This is a genomic window from Microbulbifer sp. NBRC 101763 (assembly GCF_040371615.1).
Lineage (GTDB): Bacteria > Pseudomonadota > Gammaproteobacteria > Pseudomonadales > Cellvibrionaceae > Microbulbifer > Microbulbifer variabilis.
Genome location: NZ_BAABQV010000002.1, coordinates 177,780 through 203,016, shown reverse-complemented (window position 1 = coordinate 203,016; position 25,237 = coordinate 177,780). Strand labels below are relative to the sequence as shown.

22 protein-coding genes are annotated in these 25,237 nt (G+C 52.8%); 9 read left to right on the top strand and 13 right to left on the bottom strand.

Going from position 1 to position 25,237, the window contains the following annotated elements:
* Window positions 1-91 precede the first annotated feature (91 nt).
* Window positions 92-1,414, top strand: a complete 1,323-nt coding sequence (argA, locus tag ABWV76_RS06250; protein WP_020414283.1) for an amino-acid N-acetyltransferase — start codon at window positions 92-94, stop codon at window positions 1,412-1,414.
* A 126-nt stretch (window positions 1,415-1,540) separates the two neighbouring features.
* Window positions 1,541-3,376, top strand: coding sequence for a dihydroxy-acid dehydratase (gene ilvD / locus ABWV76_RS06245; protein WP_353375544.1), 1,836 nt, complete (start codon window positions 1,541-1,543; stop codon window positions 3,374-3,376).
* A gap of 48 nt (window positions 3,377-3,424) precedes the next feature.
* Here ilvD and ABWV76_RS06240 read toward each other — a convergent pair whose 3' ends face one another.
* From ABWV76_RS06240 to lgt, 10 genes are all read right to left on the bottom strand, one after another.
* On the bottom strand, window positions 3,425-4,075 hold the full coding sequence (locus ABWV76_RS06240) for an energy transducer TonB (protein WP_020414281.1): 651 nt from the start codon (window positions 4,073-4,075) through the stop codon (window positions 3,425-3,427).
* Window positions 4,076-4,296: 221 nt separating this feature from the next.
* On the bottom strand, window positions 4,297-5,649 hold the full coding sequence (locus tag ABWV76_RS06235; RefSeq protein WP_353375543.1) for a tetratricopeptide repeat protein: 1,353 nt from the start codon (window positions 5,647-5,649) through the stop codon (window positions 4,297-4,299).
* An 11-nt stretch (window positions 5,650-5,660) separates the two neighbouring features.
* Window positions 5,661-6,278, bottom strand: a complete 618-nt coding sequence (locus ABWV76_RS06230) for an energy transducer TonB (RefSeq protein WP_282952259.1) — start codon at window positions 6,276-6,278, stop codon at window positions 5,661-5,663.
* Between the two features lie 5 nt (window positions 6,279-6,283).
* On the bottom strand, window positions 6,284-6,685 hold the full coding sequence (locus tag ABWV76_RS06225) for an ExbD/TolR family protein (RefSeq protein WP_282952258.1): 402 nt from the start codon (window positions 6,683-6,685) through the stop codon (window positions 6,284-6,286).
* A 115-nt stretch (window positions 6,686-6,800) separates the two neighbouring features.
* Entirely contained in the window at window positions 6,801-7,328 is a 528-nt protein-coding gene (locus tag ABWV76_RS06220) for a MotA/TolQ/ExbB proton channel family protein (protein ID WP_282952257.1), read from the bottom strand.
* Window positions 7,329-7,342: 14 nt separating this feature from the next.
* Window positions 7,343-8,713 (bottom strand): MotA/TolQ/ExbB proton channel family protein, encoded by a 1,371-nt coding sequence (locus ABWV76_RS06215; protein WP_282952256.1) that lies wholly within the window; start codon window positions 8,711-8,713, stop codon window positions 7,343-7,345.
* Window positions 8,710-9,492: a DUF3450 domain-containing protein gene (locus ABWV76_RS06210; RefSeq protein ID WP_020414275.1), complete on the bottom strand. Its 783-nt coding sequence runs from the start codon at window positions 9,490-9,492 to the stop codon at window positions 8,710-8,712. Before ABWV76_RS06210 ends, ABWV76_RS06215 begins: the two co-directional genes overlap by 4 nt.
* Before the next feature lie 287 nt (window positions 9,493-9,779).
* Window positions 9,780-10,289: a dihydrofolate reductase gene (locus ABWV76_RS06205; protein WP_353375541.1), complete on the bottom strand. Its 510-nt coding sequence runs from the start codon at window positions 10,287-10,289 to the stop codon at window positions 9,780-9,782.
* Between the two features lie 10 nt (window positions 10,290-10,299).
* A complete protein-coding gene (locus ABWV76_RS06200) occupies window positions 10,300-11,133 on the bottom strand; it encodes a thymidylate synthase (RefSeq protein WP_353375540.1) in 834 nt (277 codons plus the stop codon).
* Between the two features lie 6 nt (window positions 11,134-11,139).
* A complete protein-coding gene (gene lgt, locus ABWV76_RS06195) occupies window positions 11,140-11,991 on the bottom strand; it encodes a prolipoprotein diacylglyceryl transferase (protein WP_020414272.1) in 852 nt (283 codons plus the stop codon).
* A 95-nt stretch (window positions 11,992-12,086) separates the two neighbouring features.
* Here lgt and ABWV76_RS06190 point away from each other — a divergent pair, with 95 nt between their 5' ends.
* The 5 genes from ABWV76_RS06190 to mepK all read left to right on the top strand — a co-directional run bounded on the left by ABWV76_RS06190 (window position 12,087) and on the right by mepK (window position 19,562).
* Window positions 12,087-12,923, top strand: coding sequence for an NRDE family protein (locus ABWV76_RS06190; RefSeq protein WP_020414271.1), 837 nt, complete (start codon window positions 12,087-12,089; stop codon window positions 12,921-12,923).
* Window positions 12,924-13,349: 426 nt separating this feature from the next.
* Entirely contained in the window at window positions 13,350-15,317 is a 1,968-nt protein-coding gene (locus tag ABWV76_RS06185) for a L,D-transpeptidase family protein (protein ID WP_282952253.1), read from the top strand.
* Between the two features lie 179 nt (window positions 15,318-15,496).
* Window positions 15,497-16,753, top strand: coding sequence for a L,D-transpeptidase family protein (locus ABWV76_RS06180; protein WP_353375539.1), 1,257 nt, complete (start codon window positions 15,497-15,499; stop codon window positions 16,751-16,753).
* Between the two features lie 27 nt (window positions 16,754-16,780).
* A complete protein-coding gene (locus ABWV76_RS06175; RefSeq protein WP_020414268.1) occupies window positions 16,781-17,959 on the top strand; it encodes a L,D-transpeptidase family protein in 1,179 nt (392 codons plus the stop codon).
* A gap of 1,069 nt (window positions 17,960-19,028) precedes the next feature.
* Window positions 19,029-19,562 carry a peptidoglycan L,D-endopeptidase MepK gene (gene mepK / locus ABWV76_RS06170; RefSeq protein WP_020414267.1) on the top strand — a complete coding sequence of 178 codons (534 nt, stop codon included), beginning with the start codon at window positions 19,029-19,031 and terminating at the stop codon, window positions 19,560-19,562.
* A 56-nt stretch (window positions 19,563-19,618) separates the two neighbouring features.
* Here the strand turns inward: mepK and ABWV76_RS06165 are convergent, their stop codons facing one another.
* Window positions 19,619-20,797, bottom strand: coding sequence for an imelysin family protein (locus ABWV76_RS06165; protein ID WP_245556710.1), 1,179 nt, complete (start codon window positions 20,795-20,797; stop codon window positions 19,619-19,621).
* Window positions 20,798-20,844: 47 nt separating this feature from the next.
* Window positions 20,845-21,510: a histidinol-phosphatase gene (locus ABWV76_RS06160; RefSeq protein ID WP_020414265.1), complete on the bottom strand. Its 666-nt coding sequence runs from the start codon at window positions 21,508-21,510 to the stop codon at window positions 20,845-20,847.
* Window positions 21,511-21,678: 168 nt separating this feature from the next.
* On the opposite strand from ABWV76_RS06160, the gene ABWV76_RS06155 reads away from it, so the two are divergent.
* Both ABWV76_RS06155 and ptsP read left to right on the top strand, forming a co-directional pair.
* The gene (locus tag ABWV76_RS06155) at window positions 21,679-22,356 is read left to right on the top strand and encodes an RNA pyrophosphohydrolase (RefSeq protein ID WP_353375538.1); all 678 of its coding nucleotides are present in this window, start codon (window positions 21,679-21,681) and stop codon (window positions 22,354-22,356) included.
* A gap of 95 nt (window positions 22,357-22,451) precedes the next feature.
* The gene (gene ptsP, locus ABWV76_RS06150; protein WP_026305190.1) at window positions 22,452-24,719 is read left to right on the top strand and encodes a phosphoenolpyruvate--protein phosphotransferase; all 2,268 of its coding nucleotides are present in this window, start codon (window positions 22,452-22,454) and stop codon (window positions 24,717-24,719) included.
* Between the two features lie 70 nt (window positions 24,720-24,789).
* On the opposite strand, the gene gcvH is transcribed toward ptsP, so the two are convergent.
* Complete coding sequence (gcvH, locus tag ABWV76_RS06145; RefSeq protein WP_020414262.1) at window positions 24,790-25,176, bottom strand: glycine cleavage system protein GcvH; 387 nt, start codon at window positions 25,174-25,176, stop codon at window positions 24,790-24,792.
* Between the last annotated feature and the right edge of the window lie 61 nt (window positions 25,177-25,237).

Genomic DNA, 25,237 nt, shown 5'->3' with positions numbered 1-25,237 from the left:
AGCAGGAGTCTGGGCACTTCGCCTGGAGTAGATAAAACCTCCAATACTTGTCTTTAAGCTGGCAAGTACCTCAGTAAACGGAAAGGCATTAGTGAGCGACGATAGCGCCTCCCTCAACTGGTTCCGCCATGCGGCACCCTATATTAACGATCTTCGCGGTCGCACCCTGGTGATTGGAGTCCCTGGTGACGCCCTGGAACACACCAATTTCCGTAATTTAGTGCATGACCTAGCGCTACTCGCCAGCCTCGGCGTGCGCTTGGTAGTCGTTCATGGCGCCCGCGCCCAAGTGAACCGGGCCCTTGCTGAGAGCGGCATAGAGAGCCGCTTTCACGACAATAACCGGGTCACCAATCGAGAGAGCCTGGAGATAATTAAAGCTGCGGTGGGTAGATTGCGATTTGATATCGAAGCCGCATTTTCACAGGGTCTACCTGACTCCCCTATGGCCCGCTCAGCTTTGAAAGTGATTTCCGGTAACCTGGTTACCGCACGGCCCTGCGGAGTGCTTGATGGTGTCGACTTGGGCTGGACAGGTACCGTTCGGAGAATGGAAGTCAATACCATTGAGCAAGCCTTAGACCAGGGTGCGCTGGTATTGCTCTCTCCACTGGGCACTTCGCTGACAGGGGAACTGTTCAATATCAACTACCTCGACCTGGCAGCGGAGGCAGCGCGGGTATTACGAGCAGAGAAGCTGGTACTGTTCCGCGAACCTGCCCAGTTAATCTTGGACGGTAACCCGGTTCACGAACTCAGTATTGTACAGGCTGAACAAGTTTCTGCTCGAGTACGAAGCAAAGCTCTAGGGTGTGCCATACGCGCCTGTAATTCCGGGATCGCTCGTACCCATTTGCTCAGCTACTGTCAGAATGGCGCTCTTATCCAGGAGCTGTTTCGCCGCGAGGGTGCCGGTACCATGATCTACCGGGATAGCTATGAAGTGGTGCGCCGTGCGCGTATCACCGATGTTGGTGGCATTCTCGGCCTTATTCGCCCGCTGGAGAAGCAGGGTGTCCTGGTACGTCGCTCTCGGGAAAAGCTCGAAGCAGAGATTGAGCATTTCACTCTGGTAGAAGTCGATGGGACCCCGGTGGCTTGTGCTGCTCTCTACCCGATCAGAGATGACAGCGGGATCACATCAGCAGCGGAAATTGCCTGTGTGGCCAGCCATCCCGAATTCCGCGGCGGTGGCCGTGGCGCCAAGTTGATGCGACACCTGGAGCGTCAGGCCCGCACCCTAAATGTCGATGAGCTCTATGTGCTCACCACGCAGACCGAGCATTGGTTTATTGAGCAGGGGTTTAAGCAAGTGGCGATCAAGGACCTGCCCACATCTCGCAAGTCTCTCTACAATATTCAGCGCAATTCGCGGATTCTGCGTAAACGCATCACTGCCAGCCCTCCTGCATAAACCGCTCCATCCGCAATTTTCATCCTAGTAAGTCGCGCAACTTGATCAAGTTGCGCGAAAATATCCCAGATATCGGATTTTTTTGATAAGCTGACGCTCTAATTTACACAGCCGGATGCTTGTACCATGCCCAGATATCGTTCCCGTACCTCCACCGCCGGACGCAACATGGCCGGCGCCCGGGCGCTGTGGCGAGCCACAGGAATGACCGACGCCGATTTCCACAAGCCGATTATCGCCATCGCCAACTCTTTCACCCAGTTTGTGCCGGGCCACGTACACCTGAAGGATATGGGACAACTGGTGGCAAGGGAGATAGAGCGAGCCGGTGGTGTCGCCAAGGAATTCAATACCATCGCCGTAGATGATGGCATTGCCATGGGCCACGACGGCATGCTCTACAGCCTGCCCAGCCGTGAGATTATCGCCGATTCAGTAGAATACATGGTCAACGCACACTGTGCTGATGCCCTGGTATGTATATCCAACTGTGACAAGATCACTCCGGGAATGCTGATGGCCGCTCTACGTCTGAATATCCCGGTTATTTTTGTATCTGGCGGACCAATGGAGGCCGGTAAAACCAAGCTGGCCGATCATAAACTGGATCTTGTCGATGCGATGGTGATCGCTGCTACGGATACAGCAACTGATGAAGAGGTTGCAGAGTACGAGCGCTCCGCCTGCCCTACCTGCGGCTCATGCTCCGGCATGTTCACCGCAAATTCTATGAACTGTCTGACTGAGGCACTGGGCCTCTCACTGCCAGGCAATGGCACCCTGTTGGCCACCCATGCGGACCGCAAAGAGTTGTTCCTGCGCGCAGGACGAGAAATCGTTTCGCTAACGAAGCGTTACTACGAAGAAAATGACGAGAGCGCCCTGCCTCGCAATATCGCCAACCGCAGTGCTTTCATGAATGCCATGGCTCTCGATATCGCCATGGGTGGCTCGACCAACACGATATTACATCTACTCGCCGCTGCCCAGGAGGGCGATATCGACTTCAACTTACAGGATATCGATCGACTCTCCCGCGAGATACCGCAACTGTGCAAAGTCGCGCCTAACACAGAGAAGTACCATGTTGAGGACGTCCACCGAGCCGGTGGGGTAATGGCGATTCTCGGCGAATTGGAATCTGCTGGGTTAATTGATGCCTCCCTGCCCACAGCCTACGGTGGCTCATTAGCGGATGCACTAAAGCAATGGGATATCTCTCGCACCGATAAGCAATCGGTGCGTGACTTCTACCGGGCTGGTCCCGCGGGAATTCCCACACAGACCGCATTTAGCCAGGCCTGCCGCTGGCCAACTCTAGATGTCGATCGCCAGCAAGGCTGTATTCGCTCAGCCGAGCACGCTTATTCTGCTGAGGGCGGGCTGGCAGTTTTATTCGGCAACCTGGCCCCTAATGGCTGCGTAGTGAAAACTTCCGGCGTAGACGAGGCGCTTTGGCACTTTGAAGGCCCGGCTCATGTGGTTGAGAGCCAAGAGGAGGCGGTTTCGCATATTCTCAAGGGCAAAGTTCACAAAGGTGAAGCCGTGATAGTCCGCTATGAGGGCCCCAAAGGCGGCCCCGGTATGCAGGAGATGCTCTACCCCACCAGCTACCTGAAATCCAAGGGATTAGGGGAACACTGTGCATTAATTACTGATGGTCGCTTCTCAGGCGGAACTTCCGGCCTCTCTATCGGGCATGTATCACCAGAAGCAGCTTCTGGTGGCACTATCGCCTTAGTGCGAAATGGAGATCCAATACATATTGATATTCCCGCCCGAAAAATAGAGGTCGCGATTAGTGATAAGGAGCTCGAGAAACGCCGCCAGGATATGGTCAGCCTCGGCCCACAAGCCTGGAAACCGGGTGAATCTCGCCCCCGCAAGGTTAGTAAAGCTCTTAAAGCGTATGCGTTACTCGCCACCAGTGCTGATCGGGGCGCGGTGCGAGAAATTGATTGACTAAAAACATGAAGTAAAACGGCCCTCTTTGAGGGCCGTTTTTTTATTTCATTGCGCCAACTTATAAGTAATACGATTACGCACACCATAGCGCTCTACAGGCTGACCGTCTTCCATTTGCGGCTGGTATTTAAATCGCTCAGCCGCTGCCAGTGCCGAGCGATTGAATACATTGGTAGGGTTCCCAGCGCTGTCGAATCCCCCAACTACCTGGGCATCACGCACCGCTCCGGTTTTGGTTATCGTAAACTCCACAACTACGTAACCCTCCATGCCTCTGCGCATAGCCACACTAGGGTAACGCGGTGCGGGCTTATAAACAGGAAGAGGTTCTCTCGATACAATAACCGGGTTACCCCCAGTTTCAGCAACCGGCGGAGCAACCGTTGGTATGGTATCTATAATCTCTACGTCTCTGATCACCTCAGTGCGCTGAATTGGTGGCGGAATATCCTGAGGGCTGGGCGGTGCCTGGTACTCTTTAACCGTTACCACCTTTTTCTCAGTGATATCTATTGGTTGAATCGTCGGTAACGGCTTAGCCACCGGCTCCACAAAATTAGTGGAAATCAACTGGCTCATTAAAAAAATCAACCCGAGAGTTATCAGGGCAGCATAGGCCAAACCTTTGGCATAGCCAGAAAGCTGATAGGTAAGTAGAAATTCAGGGCTGGAAATTGGCGGGCAAGCTCTATCCATAACACCTCTCCTATTATTGTTAGGGTGCAAAAACGGCATCTGGAGTGCCGAAATGGAAAAAGCTGATCAGCTGACTCTAATCATTAGTCAATTCACGAAAAAATGCAAATAGTCCATTAATACAGGTTATTTAGCCTGGGCAATTGAGAGAACTCTAGAAAAGAAAAAAGGCCATACATTTCTGTATGGCCTCCTAAAAAAAGGTAAATAATTGAAGGAAATTAAATCGCTAACTGCTCTTCACGCTTTTTCTCACCCTCAACGTAAGCGATCCACTGCTGCGCAGACTTTTTAGAGCGCTCATCTTTTGAAGCTTTCTTGAGACTTACCAAAGCTGCGTCATAACGTTTCAGGTTAGCATTAGCCATACCCATCACGATGTGAAGCTGATCGACACGCTTAATTTTGCCTTTTGCAAAAGCCTTCTTGCCCATCGAAATGGCTTTCTCATTCTGATCCAGATCCAAATAGATACCGGCCAAACGTGAGTAAATTTCCCCTTTGTCTGACAAGCTAGCTGCAGCCTCCAGCTGAGGGATTGCTTTTTGCAGCTCCTGAGCCATCTGGTAAGCCTGGGCTAAAGTCTCCAGGTTCTTAGCTGTTCGAGGGATCTTCTTCTCTTTAATACCTCTGGCAATAACCTTGGCACCTTTATAAGGCATTTCATGCCCCATAAAGAGATAGCCCATGTTCAGTAAATCCCGATCTTTCTCCAAAGCACCAGCAATATAAGCTGCTTCCATCATATGAAGCTGGTCTTTGTCACGCTTAAGCTCACCGTACATAGCTGCAAGAGTTTTGTAGTACACCGGCTTCGGGTAATACTGCACTAATTTTTCCAGAACACCCGCTACTTTTTTGTAGTCGTTGCGCTCGAAATACACAAACTGCTGCAACCCGTACCAGCCTTCCTTCGGTACCTTGCCCTCTTTCTCATACATGGATACCGCTACGTTGATATCCTTCAGTGCCTTAGCTTGGTCACCAACTTGGTTATAAGCCTGAGCACGCAATGCATAAGAATCTGCAGTAATACGATCAGAAACCTTGAACCACTGGTTCAAGTAATTGATCGCCTGCTTATAGTCTTCGGTTACGAAATAAAGTTGGGCCAAGGTAAACAAAGTGCCCACTTCAAGTGCTACTGGCAGGTTTTTTTCACCCTGACTCAGCACTTTCTTGAAGTAAGGAATAGCCTCTTTGTAGCGCTCGGTACTGTAGTAAACCACACCAAAGAAATTGTACATCTGTGCTATTTCATAGCCATTGTACCGTTTCTTGCTCGCATCCATTTCCTTCAGCGCAGCAAGAGCACCCGCCCAATCCTCTGCATCTGCAGCTTCCTGGGCCTTTTCCAGTTTTTTATACGCCGCTTCGCGCATTGCCGGAACTTTACGGGTCTTTTCTTTACTAGGCTTTTTTTGCTCTTGTGCCTGTGCCGAGGCGAAAGATGCGGAAACACCCGCTGCTTCAAGCACGGTAACACTGACTGCTGGTGCCAAGACCAGGGGCAGCGCTACTGAGGTGCGCAGAGCGAGCTTGGACAAACTTTTGCTAATGCTTGTCAACTTCATAGTGCTTCCCCTTAGTTTTTGGCCATATTAAAGCTGATCTTAGTCCTTACATTGGGAACTTCGGTCGGCTTGCCATCGACTACCCGCGGCTTGTACTTGTATTTCAGTGCAGACTTAAGCGCAGCTCTGTTGAAAACAGAAGTAGGCTTACCATCTAGCGTGAAAGCTTCAATTACGATGGGGTCACGTACAGAGCCGTTTGTGGTCACCGTATATTCCACAATCACATACCCTTCCATTCCGCGCTGCAGGGCGCGTCGAGGGTACTGAGGCTGCACCTTAACAATTGGCAGATAATCCCCCTCACCAAAGCTGAAGCCCGACAACTTGACGCCGCCACCTGCTCTAGGGGCAGCAACACTGATACTGGTATCAATATTCGGGTCTTCAAACTCAGGCTCTGGCATCTCCGGCGGAGGCGTTTCTGGCTCCTCCGGTTTCACCGGTTTGGTCGTATCGTACTGTGTTTCGATCTTCTGCTCAGGCATCACCACATCGGCAACTTTGAATTGCTCCTTTTCCTCTGGAGCCTTCATGTTTGCCTGAATCAGCTGATGCATGGTGAAGATGAGGCCGAAGGTGGTGGCTACCGCCAACGTACCTGCCCCAAGAAGTCTTACCGGATTCATAGCTGTTAACTCTTTTCTGTCGCGACCGAAACTTTCTTGATGCCAATTTTCCTGGCAGCTTCCGCAATCAGGGCAATCTTCTCAATACTCGCTTCCTTATCGGGCTGAATTACCAACCACCCTTTTGGGTTTTCCGAGTAGAGGCGCTCCAGGACAATTCTCACCTGGCGCTCATCAACCTTATCTTTGGCAATCCAGATCTCATCACTGTCGTTGATCGCTACCAGAATAGAGGCGGCCTTGAGTTCAGCGGTTGTCGCATCCGGCTTCACAACATCAGCACCCGGTTCTTTAATAAAAGTCGCGGTGACGATAAAGAAGATCAGCATGATGAACACCACGTCCAGCATGGGCGTGAGGTCGATAGCACCCGCTTCTTCTTCTGCCGTATTTTGTCTTTTGCTCATAGCAACTCTCTTAGCGAACTTTCCCGCGAGGGGCTCCAAGGGAGCACCCTCGGTGAAAATATCTGGTTGGCTAAACCTTCACAGCAAATAAGCTCGCCTATTCGCTTATGTGTGCTTAGTGGTCCATCGTCAGATGGTCTTCCAGCAGCTGAGTCTCACGCTCTGCTTTCCGGGCAAGGTAAGTGTTGGCAAATACACCTGAGAGGGCCGCAACCATTCCCGCCATTGTCGGGATAGTTGCCATGGATACACCACTGGCCATCTGCTTGGCGTCACCACCACCAGTAATCGCGAGAACATCGAACACATTGATCATGCCCCAGACCGTACCCAGCAGCCCGAACAAGGGCGCAAGGGCAACACAAGCCTGGATCATATCCATATTGTCCTGAATTTTCTCGGATACCCGGGAGATCATCGCGTAGCGGATCTGGTGGGCCCCCCAGGATTTGCGCTCACCGCGTCCCTCCCATTGGTCAACCACACCTTGAACATCAACCTTCAACGCTTTGTTGAAGTAAAAGACCCGCTCAAAAATCAGCGTCCACATAAAGAAGGTCAGGCCGGCGATCAGGAACAGTACTGGCCCGCCCGACGCCATAAAGGCGTTGACGGCGGCCCATGCGTCGATTAATGCGTGCATGTTGCCGCCTCCTCTTATTTACGCTCGGCGTTTTCCGCCACGATACCGGCACTCTGCTCTTCCAGAATATGCAGAATACGCTTGGCGCGGCCGTTAACGATGGTGTGCATCAATACAGTCGGGATAGCAACACACAGACCGAGAACGGTGGTAATCAATGCAGAAGAGATACCACCAGCCATAGCTTTAGGATCACCAGCACCGAAGATAGTAATCGCCTGGAAGGTAATGATCATACCGGTAACGGTACCCAGCAGACCCAGCAGCGGAGCTACCATTGCAATAATCTTCAACAGGTTGAGACCGGATTCAATTGCTGGGCGCTCTTTCAGAACGGCTTCTTCCATCTTCAGCTCTAGAGTCTCGCCGTCGACACCTTTGTTTTCTTCAGCTACTGCCAGTACACGGCCCAGTGGGTTATTCGTATTAGGGGTAGCTGAACGCAGCTGAGCACTTACCTTGGCACTAACACCGGTCAGAACAATCAGGCGGAAAATGGCCAGCAGCATCGCAAATACACCAACTGCAGTGATGATATAACCTACGATGTCACCCTGGTGCCAACGCTCAACAATATCCGGGCTGTTGATCATGGCTTTCAGGTAGGAACCACCGGTAGGACCAGTCGGGTCAACACCAAATGCACTGAAGCCAGCTGTGGAGGCCTGCAGGCTTTCTGCCATACCCTGGAACTTGGCATCCGGCTGACGGATCAACTCAGCCATTTTGTAGGCTTTATTCATCTCCAGGTACTTGCCGTTGGAAACCAAGTTGAAGTTACCAACACGCACAACTTCCTGCTGAGCCTGTTCTCCGCTAGGCTTGATCACAGTTGCGTTGAACTTAACAACCTTGCCAGACTCCACGGTCTCACGCTGAATCTCAAACCACAGGCGTTCGATCTCTTCGATAGTGGGCAGCTGAGTAGCGCTGTTCATCTTTGCCAGCAGGCCATCAATAAACTCGGTACGGCCAGGATACTGGGCAGATACCAGAGAAGAGCCAACATTCGCTCTCAGGTCTGCTGCAGTAGAGGACATATGGCCGAATAGCTCTTTCAGGGAGCCCAGACGCTCGTCCAGCTGCTGGCGCTTCTGGTCAACAGCAACTTCCTGTTCCTGGTATTTCTTTTCCAGCTCGGCAGAGCGCTTTTCTTCCGCCGTGCGAGTGTCTTTGGCCTTGTTCAGCAGAGATTGCTGATTAGCTTTCTGGCGACGGAAATCAGCTTCACGCTGTTTGTGCTCTTTGGATTCAGCAATTTTGGATTGTTGAACCATTTTCAGCAGATCGTCGAGGGAAGCTGCTTTCTCTTGGGCAACAGCAGAGAAGCTGATCAGGCCAGCCGCTGCTGCAACTAATACGCGTTTGGCAATAGAGGATTTCATTGCGCTGCCTCCGGAGCCGGGATCGGCATGGTCATGATGTCGATAGTGGCCTGCTTCTTGGCGATCTTCAGGCCATTCATGAGGGCGCGGCGATATTCGCCAGCATCGATTTCAACCCAGGCTTTCTGGCCTTTATCGTAGGCAAGAGAGATCTCGGAATCGGTAGTCTGAGCCAGCAGAGCGATACGGCCGATCTGCAGCACGTTTACTTCGCGCTCCTGGCCATTTACATTCAGGGAGTCACCGTAAGTGTCAATCTTACGCGCGTACTCCGCTTCGAAGTTGTACAGCTCCAATACCTGACGGAATTTCTCCGCAACAGTAATATCGGAACGGTCCATATTGTTCTTTACACCTTCGAGGTTTGCCATGCGCTCGTCCAGTTTGAACGGGGCATCCAATTCGATGAACTGCTCCAGACCTTCCAGCATGCGCAGGATCAGCGGCTGGATTTGACGTTCAATGACAGTAACGTTGGCAATAGATGCATCCAGTTCATTGATAACCTGGAGCTGGTTGGCCAGCTGCTTTTCCAGCTGACGGTTGTATACGCGCAGACCATCGATTTCTTTATTGACCACCTTGAAGTCCTGCAGCAGGCTGCTAGTTTCTTCGGCAATCTTGTCGATGCGCTTTTGCGATGCCTGGGCCGCAGTGGTTTTCTGCTGGCCGACGGCGAGTACGTTATCGAGAGTATCCGCAGTGGCTACGCTGCCGTAGAGCGCGCCGGCAGACAGCGCAGTGGTCAGCGCCACAGCCATGAATCGCTTGGTTTTCATTAGACCCCCCAGTGGGTTCAATATTTCACAACATGGTCGCGATGAGTTAGCTGCCACAACGCGGTGTCCTTTTGTTTTAAAAACATTGGTTAGAAGACAGCTAAGAGCCGCACATTGTAAACAGCCGATTTGATTATTCAAATGCCGATTGTCAGCATCGGCCCGCATGGGTAGCAAGGTAACAACCGGGTAACAAAACCGGGTCACTTGCACACATTGGCGGCGGTGTTCCTTGTGTAGGCTGTCGCAGAATTTAACAGATTGATCAACTTTTAATCAAATTGTTTTTATTTAAATCTGTCGTACTGAACTAATGCGTAGTTGTACTCATTCTTGTCTGAAGCAGGGTAACACTCCCGCACCACTTCGACCCATGAGTCGTCAATCTCTGGGAAGAAGGCGTCCCCTTCCACATCGGCATCCACCTCGGTGATATAGAGTCGCGCTGCCATTGGTAGGGCCTGGCGGTAGACCTGCGCCCCACCGATCACCATCAATTCAGCCACACCTGCCAGTGAGGCCCGCTCACCGGCAAGGTCCAGGGCGGACTCCAGAGAGTCCACCACTTCGACACCTTCAGCTGCCCAATCACGATTGCGGGTGATCACGATATTGACGCGACCCGGTAGAGGTCGGCCGATAGACTCATAGGTTTTGCGCCCCATCACTACAGGTTTGCCCATAGTCGTGCGCTTAAAGAACTGCAGATCACCTGAAATACGCCAGGGGAGCTCATTGTTTTTACCGATAGCACCATTGCGCGCTATAGCCGCAATCAGGGCGATAGATGTATCCATACCTCTCCCCTTAAACCGCGACCGGTGCCGGTATATGCGGATGAGCCTCATAGTTTTGCAGCTCGAAATCTTCAAAGCGGAAGGCGAACAGATCTTCCACATCGGGGTTTAGTTGCATCTTTGGTAGCGGCAGAGGCTCACGCTGCAATTGCAGCTCAACCTGCTCCAGGTGATTGGAGTAGAGATGAGCATCACCAAAAGTATGAATGAACTCGCCCGGCTTAAGGCCACAAACCTGTGCCAGCATCAGGGTTAGCAGGCTGTAGGAAGCAATATTAAAGGGGACTCCGAGGAAGATATCCGCGCTGCGCTGATACAGCTGGCAGGACAACTTACCCTCAGCCACGTAAAACTGAAACAGCGCGTGGCAGGGAGCGAGCGCCATACGCCCCTCGCGGGCATTATCTGCCGGGGAAATCCCCTCATCGGGAAGATCTGCCGGGTTCCAGGCACTGACAATCAGGCGCCGGGAATCGGGACGGGTTTTTAATTGGTGTACCAGCTGTTCAATCTGGTCGATTTGACGGCCATCCGGTGTCGGCCAGGAGCGCCACTGATGGCCGTATACCGGACCCAGATCACCATCTTCTGCGGCCCACTCATCCCAGATTCTTACCCTATTTTCCTGCAGGTAACGGATATTGGTATCCCCCCGCAAGAACCAAAGGAGTTCGTGGATGATCGAGCGTAAATGGCACTTTTTCGTGGTAATTAGCGGAAACCCCTCCGTGAGGTCAAAGCGCATCTGATACCCAAAAACGCTTAAGGTGCCGGTGCCTGTACGGTCACCTTTTTCCGTGCCGTGATCGCGCACATGGCGCATTAGATCGAGGTACTGCTTCATCTATTGCTATGCTCCGCCATTAACTTGGGAACGCGTCCGCTTATTGCCATTTTTACCACTACGCCCCTCTGGTAGAGGCTGGGTTCGGTAACTCCACACCAGCAGAGCGATACCGGCCAAAATCATCGGCAGGCTCAGAAGCTGGCCACGGGTCATCCAGCCAAAAAGATCGAAACCGATATGACCATCCGGTTCCCGCACAAATTCCACGAGGAAGCGGAATATGCCGTAAAGCAGAACAAACATACCGCCTACGGCAAGGCGTGGACGCGGTTTACTGGAAAACCACCAGAGCACAGCAAAGAGCACAAGCCCTTCAAGAAATGCCTGGTAAAGCTGGGAGGGGTGCCTGGACAGCAGCTCAGGATCGCGGGGAAATACCATGCCCCAGGGGCCTTCAGTCGGCCGGCCCCAGAGTTCCTGGCCGATAAAGTTGCCCATCCGGCCCAGTCCCAAGCCAATAGGCACCAAGGGAGCCACAAAGTCGATTAGCACGGGGAAGGTTGTACCAATTTTACGGGCGTAGAGAACGGTAGCCAGCATCACTCCCACCAGGCCTCCGTGGAAGCTCATACCGCCCTCCCACACTTTAAGCAGCGAAAGCGGATTCTCAATCAATTGCGGCAGGTTGTAGAAGAACATATAACCGAGTCGCCCGCCAACAACTACGCCTATTGCACAGTAAAGAATTAAGTCTTCGACTTCTGATTTAATTACCGGAGACCATGGTTTGGTGCTGCGACGCAGTGCCAACCACCAGGCTGCGATAAAGCCGAACAGGTACATCAAGCCATACCAGTGCACTTTTAATGGGCCAATAGCGATGGCCACCGGGTCTATTTCAGGGTAAGTCAGCATGGGGGAATCGAGATTGTTTGTTAAGCGCGTATTATGGTCGCAAAGCGCCCCGCAGCGAAAGGGGCGCGCCCTTCCCCACCTCCCAGGAAGCCGCTATGTGCCTACTACTGTTTGCCTATCGCTGCCACCCCGAGTACCCACTCCTGTTGATCGCCAATCGAGATGAATTCTACGCTCGTCCTACCGCCCCAGCAGCGCAGTGGAACACGGGAAGCTTGGTAGCCGGGCGGGATTTGGAAGCTGGCGGCACCTGGGCAGGCATATCCCCCGGCCGTGTCGCCGCAGTCACTAATATCCGCGAACCCGGCACACCCGAACCTGACAATGCGCTTTCCAGAGGGGAAATTCCGGTTAATTTTTTGACTGGCATGAGTACACCAGAGCAATTTGCCAGGACCCTTCAAGGGCCTCGCTACCGCGGCTTTAATGCGCTGCTATTTGACCTGAGAGCAGAACACCCTCTCACCTGTGCCGGCAATCGCCACACTCCATTTTTATTTACGGCAGGGGTTCACGGAATTTCCAACGGAGCACCAGATGCCCCCTGGCCCAAGGTCGAAAAGGGAAAGGCCGGTTTAGAACGGATTGTACAAAATATCAAGGGCCCAATTTCCGGCCATAACTTCGTAGAGCCAGCCCTCAGCTTGCTTCAAGACAGACAAAGAGCTGCGGACGCAAACCTTCCCAAAACGGGTGTTGGCCTTTCCCTTGAACGAGCCCTGTCGTCAATATTCGTACAGATAAACCATAGGGAAAAACTTCTGCCAGCCGACACCAAAACAGATAACTTGACTGGAGGTTACGGTACTCGCGCCAGCACCGTAGTCGCTTTTAATCGAAATGGCGCCAGCCAGTTATGGGAACAGACCTTTGAAAATGGTGAGCCGCAGGGACCCTTGCGTCACTTTTGCCTCGCTCCTCCAGAGCCATAAAAACCCCATGAAAAACTGTGACTTAGCCCACTTTTCACATTTGATTAGCCGTATCTAATCGTACAAGCACTCACCCACTAATGGAATTATTTCCGCCAAATAGAATAAATGTGCATGGTTGATACAGCTAGATTGTCGCTTTTTTCTTTCACACTTAATCTAAGAAGAAGCAAACGCCAAGCAAATTCCTCATTTGTTGCCATACTTACTTTCACAGACTGAAATTGGTTGATATTCGCGCAAGTGCGGCGCCAATTGTGGTCTAAATAAGAGGATGTCGCGCGGGACGCATGACAAGTGCGAGTCAACGCTGAACACCAAAATGTTTCTGGATGGGCTCGCCACAGGTTGGGAAGGTATGAACGATCTGGCGCCCGGTATTATCCGCAAGACAACCCCGGGCCCCTGCAGTATCGCTGAGGTACCATGTCTTATTTCAACCCTGAGCTCCGCAAACGAAAATCCATTCTGCCCCTGCTAACCCTGGGCACTCTTTGTGTCTCTATTCTCTATTATGCCTTTGCCGCGAACCAAGAAACGGTGCCGGTATTGCCTGAAAACGCCGTACGACCTCACTTGGTTCACTGGCTGGAAGAAAACCCTGACGCTTGGCCAGCCCAGGATCCTATATTCAACCCTGCCGCGGTGCGCAGAATTTACCAGCGCACGGATTACCGTCTACTGTGGTTCGATAACTACAACCTGAGTGAAAGCGCCAACGATCTGTTGAAGCAACTCACAGCAGCCAGCTCAGGCAATCCCAGCAGCATGGTGGATTACCGCTACCATCTCGGTTATTTCGACCGCACTTTGAGAGACACCCCCCAGCGACTGCAGATGGCCGCAGTTCTCGATATCCTGCTCACCGACGCGTTTGTCTCCTATGCCCAGGACACCCAACTGGACCGGCTAAGCCCCAAGAGTCGACCACGTCGCGGTATCACTCCTGTGTTCCGTGATGACCAGGGATTTCGCATGGTTGCTCTGATACAACCCAGCCAGCGAGAGACCAATGAACATCGTGGGCGCAAACATTTTCGCGGCTACAACCGAGCGCGCATTATCGGCAGCACCCCACGCAGCCGCCATTACTCACGCGATTACGAAACTGACCGCGATCGCAATTATTCCAGCTCATCAAGCGCCAATCGCAGCTACAACCGCTCACGACACAGCTCTTACCGAGATAACAATGTAAATGGCTCTGGAGCCGGGAGTAATGGCAGCCGCGTATATTACAATCAAGGCCGTAATGCCAATGGTCGGGGAAGCGAGGCGGTCCCGCGCACGGAAAATAGCGAGGGGCCCTACTTCGAGGAGAATAAACCCTACGGTAGTGATGCATATGCCTTGAGAAATGAGCTTGAACGGCTGCGCAAAATCTCTGCTAGCGGGCGATGGCGTCCCATTCCTCCAGGACCTGTTATGACTATGGGAGCACGCCACCCCCATGTGAGCCACCTGCGGGATATGCTCTCCCTGTACGGTGACTATTCCAGTCGCTACAGTTATGGGGGCGTCGACCCCAACCGATTCGACCGTGGACTGCACGAGGCAGTGCTGCGTTTCCAAAAGCGCCATGGCCTTAAACCCGATGGAATTGTGGGCCGCGGCACGCGCAAACGGCTCAACCTCTCCCCTACTGCTCGGGCAAAAATTGTTGAGATGAATATTCTCCGCAGGGAGGAGTTGCCGGCCAATCTTGGGGAGCGCTTTATCCAGGTCAACATTCCCGCTTACCGTCTCCAATACGTGGAGAACAACCAGGTAAAGCTGGCCATGAATGTAGTTGTGGGTAAGAAAAAACATGCAACGCCTGAAATTACTACGAGGGTTAGCAAAGTAGTGTTCAATCCCACCTGGACTGTACCACGCAGTATCCTGGTGAATGAGATCCTGCCCAAAGCGCGCAAGAACCCCACCGGCATGGAAAACATGGGCTATCGGGTGGTTAGTGGTAGAGGGGAGTATCTACCGCTCACATCCCAGAATCTCTCGGCGGCAGGCGCGGGTTCCTACCTGATGCGCCAGATGGGCGGGGAGGAGAATATGCTCGGCCGGGTGAAATTTGAAATCCCCAATAAACACGATGTCTATCTGCACGATACGCGCGCGCGCAAATTATTCTCGCTGACCGACCGGGACTATAGCCACGGCTGTATCCGGTTGGAGAAGCCACGCCACTTGGCTGAGGCGTTATTGCGTCCACAGGGCGAATGGGATCATTGGCGTATAGACAAGCTAACTGTCGGCGAGGAAACCACCGAAGTAGACCTGAGGCAACTGGTCAAGGTGTATATCACTTATTGGACCGCCTGGGTGGATGGTCAGGGCAGGCTGAACTTCCGCCCTGATATCTATGACAAGGACGGACTCAGTGATAACCAGTTCTAAGTTATCGGGGCGGCCCCAGGGCCGCCCTTAGCCTCGTGAAAGTAATACCTATATACCTTTTCCTGTGAGTACCAGCAGCATCCATTCCCCATAATTATTTAGAGTTTCACGGTCACAAGTTACCACTGTGAGCAGAGTGATCATTTCCGGTGATCCTTCTTTGCTTACAGGGGTGACTTATGGGTGTTGGCTTTTTCCCTTCTCGTTTGCGTGTTGCACGAAAACCGATGAGGTGCGGTTGCGCAATAATATTGGCTGTTGCACTGGGCCTTGAGCAGTCGATAGCAGTCGCCGCGCCAGGAAACGCCAAAAAAGATGATTCGATTGAGGGCGTTTCTGGCAGTGATCCTTTTTCCCCTTACGGCCGTCAATATGCCTTGCTAAGCGAGGAGCTGGCGCGCTACAGCGCCTTAGCGGAGGGGGAACAGTGGAAGCCCCTATCTAAAGGACAACCTATAACTCCCGGAAGCCGCAGCCCTAGGGTCGCGCAGCTCCGCAGCCTGTTGATGCTGTATGGCGATTACCGACCAGAAGACTTTGCTGAAACTACCGAAAAAGGCAGCCTGGAAGCTGATGTCTACGATAAGCCCCTGCAGCAGGCAGTACGCCGGTTTCAAAGACGCCACGGCCTGAAAGCCGATGGACTTGTGGACGAACGCACTCGCAGTCGTCTCAATACCAATCCCGCCGAACTGGCACAAATCCTGAGCGCCAATCTTCAGCGCTGGGAACAACTGCCCAAAGACCTGGGGCCACGCTATATCGTTGTTAATATCCCGGAATTCAGCCTCCGCCTGATCGACGGTGATCGAGAGCAGTTTCGTATGAAAGTGGTAGTGGGCAAACCGAAGCACAAGACTCCACTGATCGCCACGCGTATGACCCGCCTGGAATTCAATCCAGTGTGGCGTGTGCCGCCGAGTATCGCGCTGAAAGAACTTTTGCCAAAAGGCAGCTCGGCCCTGAGCGCCAAGGGCTACCGGCTGGTCAACCACCGCGGCAGGGCTGTTCCCTTTACCAGAGGTAATGTCGCTGGCGTTCGCCGAGGAAAAGTAACGCTGCAGCAAAAAGGTGGACCGGGCAATGCACTGGGACGGGTCAAGTTTGTTATACCCAATCGCCAGGCAATTTTCCTGCACGATACAAACAGCAAGCACCTTTTCAAAAAAAACCAACGCGCTTTCAGTCATGGCTGCATTCGTCTGGAAAAACCGCTGAAGTTTGCCCGCATGATGCTGGCTCAACAAAATCGCTGGAATAGGGCGCGCATAGACCGGGCACTGATGAGTAGCCGCACCCACGGCGTACAACTGAAAAATCCTCTTCCGGTCTATATCGCCTATTGGACTGCCTGGGTGGATGAGCATGGACAGCTACAGTTCCGACCGGATATTTACCAACGTGATAAAGCCGGTGCGGGGACAAACCGTGGTTAAGCACAAGTATCACCACGGGAGTTATTTATGGTCAAGATTCCCCGCCATCTAGGGCTAGCAGCCTTACTCAGTTTGGCTATCGCCTCTGCGACGCCAATACACATTGCCATGGCAACTAAGGAATCTGTGGCTCTAAACCCAGTCAATATCAGTAATCAACTGCGCTCTGAAGCCAACCATTATCGGGAGATTGCCAAACGCTGGCGGCCCATTAATGAAGGGGGCCCTCTTCAGGCAGGGGATAAAGACTTACGCGTGCTGCAATTGCGCAAATTGCTTGAACTATATGGAGACTATCGCGGGCAACCGGGACCTGCGTCAGCCCCTCAGAAGGATCACTTGCGCTTCGACAGCGCCCTACAGTCAGCCCTTGAAAATTTTCAGCGCCGCCACGGACTTCCCGCCACCGGGGTTGCCGATAATGAAACTCTCTCCGCCCTGTCAGTTTCCCCCGTTGAGCGAGCTAGGCAAATGACCCTGAATGCGGATCGCTGGGACCAACTATCCCTTCCCGAGGATGGCCGCTATATATTGGTCAATATTCCCAGCTACCGATTGCAGTTGGTCGAGAATGGACAGGTTAAGCTGGACATGAAAACGGTGGTTGGCAAAAGTAGCACCCGTACACCGAACATGCACAGCCGTATTACCAGTGTCGTCTTCAATCCCACCTGGACAGTGCCGCGAAGCATTCTGATTACCGAACTCCTCCCCAAGGCGCGGCACAACCCCGCCGCCATGCACCGTCGTGGCTACCGAGTAGTTCAATATCGTAGCGGAGCCACATCACCAATTACCGATGAAAGCCTCGCCCGTGCAGCCGGTGGCCACGCCACCTTGCGTCAGGTGAGCGGTCCTGACAACACCCTCGGCAAAGTAAAATTTGTTATTCCCAATAAGCAGGCAATCTTTCTACACGATACTCAGGCCCAGAGCCTATTTTCAGAACAACAGCGAGCATTCAGCCACGGGTGTGTACGGCTCCAGCAGCCGGAAGAGTTAGCTTACTCACTTCTTGAGTCTCAGGGATGGGACAGAACTCGCGTTGCCCAGGCCACAACCGGCAGTGAGGTCCTCAATGTTCCGATCAAGCCCGCCCCACGGCTTTTTATTGTCTATATGACAGCCTGGATAGATACCCATGGGCGCCCACAGTTCCGTCAGGATATTTATCACCGCGATAAACATCAGGCCCCTCTGAACTAGCTCCACAAGTGAGTCCGATTTTTGACAACCTGAAAATGATCTACGCTTTAAAACCTAAAAAAATAGTGAAATAAACGCGAACAAAATTTTAGTTATCTGGGCTAAACGTTTTTGTAATGAAAGAAGCACAGCGCTTTTACGGTATCTTTAGGAAAAATCTCAATTCTTAAAAAATCAGATTCAAAAGCCCCATAGCGCTAAGATATGGAATTGAACAACTTGATTTTCTTTCTGGTTGTTTAGCTAAAGGCTCTATTTCGACTAAAAAGTCCAACACACATTGAATACTGATAGAGTTACAATTCTCAAAACTGTAAAAACGGCTGCAGCCTACGGTAGTTTTTAAGTACTGAAAAAAGAAGGTCGCAAAGGCAACTTTAGCCACAAACCCCAGCTAAGATTTATAGCAATGGGTAACCGAGATCGCAGAATTCTATAGCTTTGCAAGAATTAAAAAAGGAGTACTGTGGCCAACATTCTTATTTAATAAAAATATGAAGCATCCTGCAGAACTTTTACTTACACCAATCAGGCGCACTCTTATCCACAACCATCACATCGAGATAAGGTATCTATCTGAAGGATATGTAGGAATCATACCCTCAATGTTGTATATACATGTACATACATTCAAAGGGGAAGGGGTAATAGAGAGAGGTGGACTTTCTCCCATGCTACATAGGGCTTTCTAACAACCTACCAGCAGCACTCTTCGTATATTTGAATAGCTCTCAAAAGAGTAGGTAATAGACCTCTCACCGTGTCCGAGCCCCACTTTTCTATCACTTTCCCAGCCCTATGGAACCTAACAGTCGCAGAAAAATGTTTTTTTAACGTTGGCAACAAAATGACAACGCTGTCTCATTGCTAACAGGTATCCTTGAGTTATTTCTGGAAAATTCCCACCCGCCGGTAGCATAAGAGAAAAAATTTACCAGCATAGCGGTATGATTATTTCCGAATTAGCAGCTGCAAATTTGTAACAACTGGTTATTTTTTGTACATTTTCCGCCGTACCCGGATGCGCTATCCGACGCGCTCCGAAGAGAATTAACGACGAGGCGGAATTATGAAGAATCCATCCAGACGTCGATTCCTGGCAGTGACCTGCGCAACTGCGGCGGCGGTCAGCGCCGGACCGACTTTCGCTAAAGTAGGTAGCTCCCGCACCCTGAAGATGCGCAACCTGCACACAGGGGAGAAGCTGGAGGCCGCCTACTGGGCTAACGGAGACTACAGCAGTAATGGCTTGAAACAATTCAACAAATTGCTGCGCGACCACCGAGCCAACGAAGTGACTCGAATGGACCCGAAACTGTTGGATATCGTGTATAAGCTGAAGGAAAAGTTCAATTACACAGGTACCATCGAGATTATCTCGGGATACCGATCGGCCAAGACCAACGCCAAGTTGCGTGCTGCAGGCCGCGGAGTTGCCAAGCGCAGTTACCATACTCGTGGTATGGCCCTGGATATCCGCATGCCGGGCGTCCCACTGTCAAAACTGCGACAGGCGGCACTGGCTCTAAAAGCAGGCGGTGTTGGCTACTATCCGAAAAGTAACTTCGTCCATGTAGATACTGGCCCTGTACGTCGCTGGTAAGACTGAGAAAGTACTCCAAATCAAAAACCCCGGCCATTGCCGGGGTTTTATTTTGATCAGTTCCCTATCGTAGGCAGGGATACCGGCATAACATCCTTTTCCGATAACGGAACCTGGGTTGTTCCTGCCATCAAACCCGCCATACGTTCAAGCAGTTTACGCGCCTGCACCAATTGCCCCGGCTCAGCCAGCTCAAACGGATCCTCCATCTTCAGCAACAAGGCCTCAAAATCCGAAAAAGTCTCTTCCAGTGCACTGACCTGATGACGGTCAAGCAATACTTCCGCCATGCCGCCACCACCGGTAGGTATCCAGTTGGACTGTAAAGTCGCCATGATGCCCAACAGAGCCTGCTTAGAATCCGCAGCCCGACCACTTTCCACGTCACTCTCTGATCCCTCGGGAAGGCGCCGTAATACTTGTTCATCAATTACCTGAGTATGCGCAGCACGAATTTGCTGTAGCCGTGCTACAGGCCCCAGAGACAGATACTCACGCGACAAATTATTGGCTGAAGTCGGCCAACGGCGCGCGAGACCGGCCATATCCTCTTCCATACCCTTGGCAATCAGCCGGGTCAGTTCGCGGCGACGATTCACCGCCAGCGCCTCAGGTTTCTCACCGTTACTATCGGGGATAAAGTCCTCTGCAGTGCGCTCTCCCGTGGGCCCCCAAAGCATGACTTCCAAGGCATGAAACCCCGTACTGGCTTCCTCATGGGCGGTAAGCCTGTGTTGCTTACGTAAATTAGCCAGGGTCAGCTCGATTGCAGTGTCATTGACAATGCCGCTGTCTGAATACCCTGGCACCGTATCCAGGTAGCCAGCCTGGGCTGGCCAACTGTCCAATGCCAGCATCAACTTGCGCCCCTGGCTACGCAAGTCCACCGGGGAAAACGCCAACTGTATATAGGGAAGGGTTGCCGCAAACTCCCGGTGTGCATCCAGCCAGGAGAGCCTGGCCTCTTCAAGCTGGTCCTCACTGGGATTTGCCAGTAGAGCTTTAACTGCGCGCTGTAAAGTTTCCACTGATGCATGCGTGTGGAGTACCTGGGCCTGTCCCGCCTGCCAAATTGCCAGAGAAAGGTCTGAGGCCGCCTGTTCACTGATCTGTTGCGGCGCCACATCCCGAAGAGTCTTGGGCGGTTCCACGGGCTCCTTCTCACATCCCAATGTGAGCGCCAAGCCACCGAGCAAGAGCACCACAACCAGATACCGAATGCTATGTCCGTTCACTCAATTCCTCATTATTCCCATCACCGCAAAGATCTTGGCTACGCAATTCAGCGGCTCTCCCGCAAGCTGATAACTGGCCAACCGCGCGCTTCTGCCTCTACACGCAGGCGCGCGTCGGGATCTACAGCCACCGGGTGCTCCACTTCGGCCAATAGGGGCAGGTCATTAATGGAATCGCTATAAAACCATTTCTCCCTGCTTTCAAACTCTGGGTTATGCGCCAGCCATTGGCGCAGGCGCAGCACCTTGCCGGCCTGGTAACAGGGCTCTCCGACAACCCGCCCAGTAAACCGGCCCTCTAATTCTTCGGGCTCTGTAGCCAACAACGTGTCTACTCCCAGACGCGCGGCAATGGGCTCTACCACAAAACGATTAGTGGCTGTGATAATCATAATGTGATGCCCTTTGCGGCGATGTTCGCCGATCAACTCCTGCGCCGCAGGCAACCACAACTCACTGACCACTTCCTGCATAAATTCGCTCTGCAGGTTTTCCAGTTGACCGCGTGAAATCTGCGACAATGGTTCCAAAGCGAATTCCAGATAGGCAAAAATATCCAGATCACCACGTTGATAATCCTGGTAGAAGCGGTCATTGGTGGAGCGATAGCGCTCACTATCCACATGCTCCCGATCCACAAGGAACTCGCCCCAGGCGTGATCACTGTCTCCACCGATCAATGTATTATCGAGATCAAATATTGCCAGATGCACCGCCAGCTCCCCCGTAAACTATAGATTCCCAAAGGGTATTTCACCGCCATGGTTAGGCCACCATCAACGTAGCGGCAGTCAATTTTACCTCGCACTTGCCCGTATCACACGGACTACGTCACTGAATTGCTGTAAACCCACCTCTGTGGAACAATGCGGGACAAGTAAGTGCTGCGCACGGCAACACACAACAGTATTGAGGACGGTATTTTGGGCGACGGCAAGCCGGCACAAGCCGGGCGAAGAAACCGCCGTAGGCCCGCCAAACAGTCAAATCGCACCGATAGCCCCGCAGCCAACAACCGCAACCGGGGCCAGGGTAGCGAAAACAGCAGCAATATAGATACCGAGGGTTTCCGCCCCAATGTCGGTATCATTGTGCTGAATGTCCGCGGTCAGGCACTGTGGGCTAGGCGGGTAGGTGGCAAGGACGCCTGGCAATTTCCCCAGGGAGGTATAAACCCAGGCGAAACCCCAGAACAGGCGCTATATAGGGAACTGTACGAGGAAATTGGCCTTACTCGCGATCAAGTCAGTCTGATTGCCTGTACTCGTGGCTGGCTGAGATATCGCCTGCCTCAGAGACTGATTCGTCGACGCTCTGAGCCACTGTGTATAGGGCAAAAACAAAAGTGGTTTTTGCTGAAGCTGGAAGCGCAGGAGTCCTCTATCAGCTTCGATAATGGCTACAAACCTGAATTCGACCACTGGCGCTGGGTGAATTATTGGCACCCACTGAGTAAAGTAGTCACTTTCAAGCGCGAGGTTTACCGTCGTGCTTTGACCGAGCTGGCCCCCCAACAGCTTCAGCTGGAAAGACGCTGGCTGCGCGACAAGGGTGAGTGACCCGAAACCTGCTCCTGGTGCGGCTCCGCACCTCCTCTGGCCCCAGGTTAGCCCTGGGCCTATAAATTTCTCCGTTGATTGGCGAGGACAGGCCATTGCTCGGATCTTTACGTAGTATCGTTCAAGAAGTAAACACCGCCAGAGACCTTCCTGCGGTGCTCGAAATTATTGTTCGACGTGTGCGTGAAGTAATGCATACCCGGGTCTGCTCCGTATACCTTCGTGACAAACAATCCGGAAATTATGTCCTGATGGCCACCGATGGCCTGCTCCCAAGTGCCGTGGGTCAAGTGCACTTGGCGCCTGGCGAGGGCCTTGTGGGCAACGTGGTTACCCGCGAAGAGCCCATTAACCTGGAAAAGGCCGAAGCTCACCCCGCCTTCCAGTATTTTCCCTCCACTGGCGAGGAGCGCTTTAGCGCTTTTCTGGGCACGCCGATTATTCACCACCGCACCGTACTTGGTGTTTTGGTTGTCCAGCAGGAGGAACAGCGCCGTTTCGATGAGGGTGAGGAAGCCTTCCTGGTCACGCTGTCCGCTCAATTGGCCGGGGTTATAGCGCATGCGGAGGCCACCGGTATGCTGGCCACCATCCGTAGGCAGCGCCAGGAAACCCATTTCTCCGGTATTGCCGCCTCACCTGGCATTGCCATCGGTCGTGCACATATTGTCACCCCCCAGGCCAACCTGGCCACCGTGCCCTATTCCCTGTGCTTGGATATTGAGGACGAACTCGCCTTATTCCAGCAAGCACTCAGCACTGCCAGGGAAGAAATCCGCGAAGTAGGAGAAAGGCTCAAAGGAGACCTGAACCGCGAGGAGCGTGCGCTGTTCGACGCCTATATCAGTATGCTGGACGATAACTCTCTCGCCGTTGAAGTCTGCGACCGTATCCAACAGCAATTGAGTGCCCCCAGGGCCTGGGCCGAGGTCATGCTCGAACATGTAAGGCGCTTTGAAGCCATGTCCGATTCTTATTTTCGCGACAGGGCAGCCGATGTTCGCGACCTGGGCTCCAGGGTTCTCTCACATCTGCATCAACGCCAGCAGAGCGAGCGAGACTACCCGGATAACACCATTCTCGTGGGAGAGGAGTTAACAGCGGCTGTATTGGCTGAGGTCCCACGGGAAAAGTTAATCGGCGCCGTCTCTGTAAAGGGCTCCTCCAATAGCCACGTAGCTATCATTGCCCGGGCCATGGGTCTGCCTGCCATTATGGGGGTGCAGGATCTCCCCTATGAGACTATCGATGGTGTCGATATGGTTGTGGACGGCTATCGGGGCGACCTACATATCCATCCCGGCGCGGAACTGAAGCGCCGCTATGACGATATTGTGGAGGAGGAACACCAGCTTGCCCGTAGCCTCGACCATATGGCCGGGCTACCAGCGGAAACAGCTGATGGCCACCGGGTTTGCCTGCTAGTTAATACCGGGCTAATGGCCGATGTAGTGCGCTCCCTGGAACGAGGTGCGGAAGGCGTGGGCCTATTTCGGACTGAAGTACCTTTCCTGCTGCGCGACCGCTTCCCCTCTGAGGAAGAGCAGCGGGAAATCTACCGGGAACAGCTGGAGGCCTTCGCGCCCATGCCGGTCACCATGCGAACCCTGGATGTCGGTGGCGATAAGGCGCTGGCCTACTTCCCTATCGAAGAAACTAACCCCTTCCTCGGCTGGCGCGGTATCCGCGTTACCCTGGACCATCCGGAAATATTCCTGGCGCAGGTGCGCGCCATGATGAAAGCCAGCTTAGGGCTCAACAACCTGCGTATCATGTTACCAATGATCAGCGGGCTCAATGAACTGGAAGCGGCGCGCAGGTTAATAGAACGCGCCTACGGAGAGCTGCTGGAAGAAGGGTATGAGATTGAAATGCCGCCGGTTGGTGTCATGGTGGAAGTGCCTTCAGCCATTTACCAGATTCGCGAGCTGGCCGAGCGCGCCGACTTTATCTCAGTAGGTAGTAACGACCTGACCCAGTATCTGTTAGCGGTAGACCGCAACAACACACGTGTAGCCAATATCTATCACGCCCTCCATCCCGCGGTGCTTCGCGCGCTACAGGAAATCGTCACCATTGCACATGCAGAGGGCACCAAGGTGAGCATCTGTGGAGAGCTGGCCGGCGAACCCGGGGGGGCGCTGCTGTTAGTGGCAATGGGCTATGACAGACTATCGATGAATGCCACCAATTTGCCAAGGGTAAAGGCTACCTTGCGCGCTGTGCGCCAGGCAGATACCGAGCTGCTTCTACACCAGGTGCTCAAAATGGATTGCGCTGACGAGATTGAACAAACCGTGAGCGCCTTTTTGCAGAGGATCGGCCTCAAAAATATTCTGCGCCCAGCAAGTGCACGGCATTAAGTCCGATACTCTTCAAACAAAAAAGCCGCTGCATTTGGCAGCGGCTTTTTTGTTTGAGATCAGGAAGTAATTACTCCGCTGACTCCTCGCGATACGCCTCGGCATCCAACATATTGTCCAGCTCACTCACGTCACTGGGCTTGATACGGAAGAACCAGCCATCATCGTAAGGGGAAGAATTCACGGTTTCCGGAGAGTCTTCCAGAGCCTCGTTCACCGCGACAACCTCACCGGAAACGGGGGAGTAAATATCGCTGGCAGCTTTCACCGACTCGACCACACCAGCCTCATCTCCTGCAGCCAGGGTGCTGCCAACTTCGGGGGTTTCAACGTATACCACGTCGCCCAGAGCATCCTGAGCGTGATCGCTGATGCCGATAGTTACGGTGCCATCCTCTTCAAGGCGCGCCCACTCGTGGCTGGAGAGGTATTTCAGTTCATTGCGGATTTCGCTCATGCTGTTATCCCTTGATTAAGCATCTGAATTTATTGTCTTGCCAACGCGTACACCTGCGGGC